Source organism: Klebsiella sp. K47, assembly GCF_051858335.1.
GTDB classification, from domain to species: Bacteria; Pseudomonadota; Gammaproteobacteria; order Enterobacterales; family Enterobacteriaceae; genus Klebsiella; species Klebsiella pneumoniae.
The window spans coordinates 1-216 of sequence record NZ_JBPYUI010000519.1 but is presented as its reverse complement, the minus strand read 5'-3'; the positions used below and the strand labels follow the sequence as shown (position 1 = coordinate 216).

The following is a 216-nucleotide window of genomic DNA, read 5'->3' as shown; positions in this document are numbered from 1 at the left end:
TCAACTCATGGTTCTGGGCTTTAGGTCTAGGTATTGGTTTGAGTGGCCTGCTTTTATCTTGGAAACTTAAATATCCTGTATCGACCTCATGGTCTACGGCAGCACTGGCCTTAATTATTGCGACAGGCAGTGGTTATAGTTTGCATGAAGCGATTGGCGCATTTTTGGTCTGTGGTTTGGTTACTGCCATTTTGGGCTTTTTCGGTATCTTTGAAA

1 protein-coding gene is annotated in these 216 nt (G+C 43.5%); it reads left to right on the top strand.

Translation table 11 applies throughout. The features are described 5' to 3' along the window. A partial coding sequence (locus tag RRF55_RS29050; protein ID WP_439419458.1) for a benzoate/H(+) symporter BenE family transporter occupies window positions 1-216 on the top strand: 216 nt, incomplete at both ends.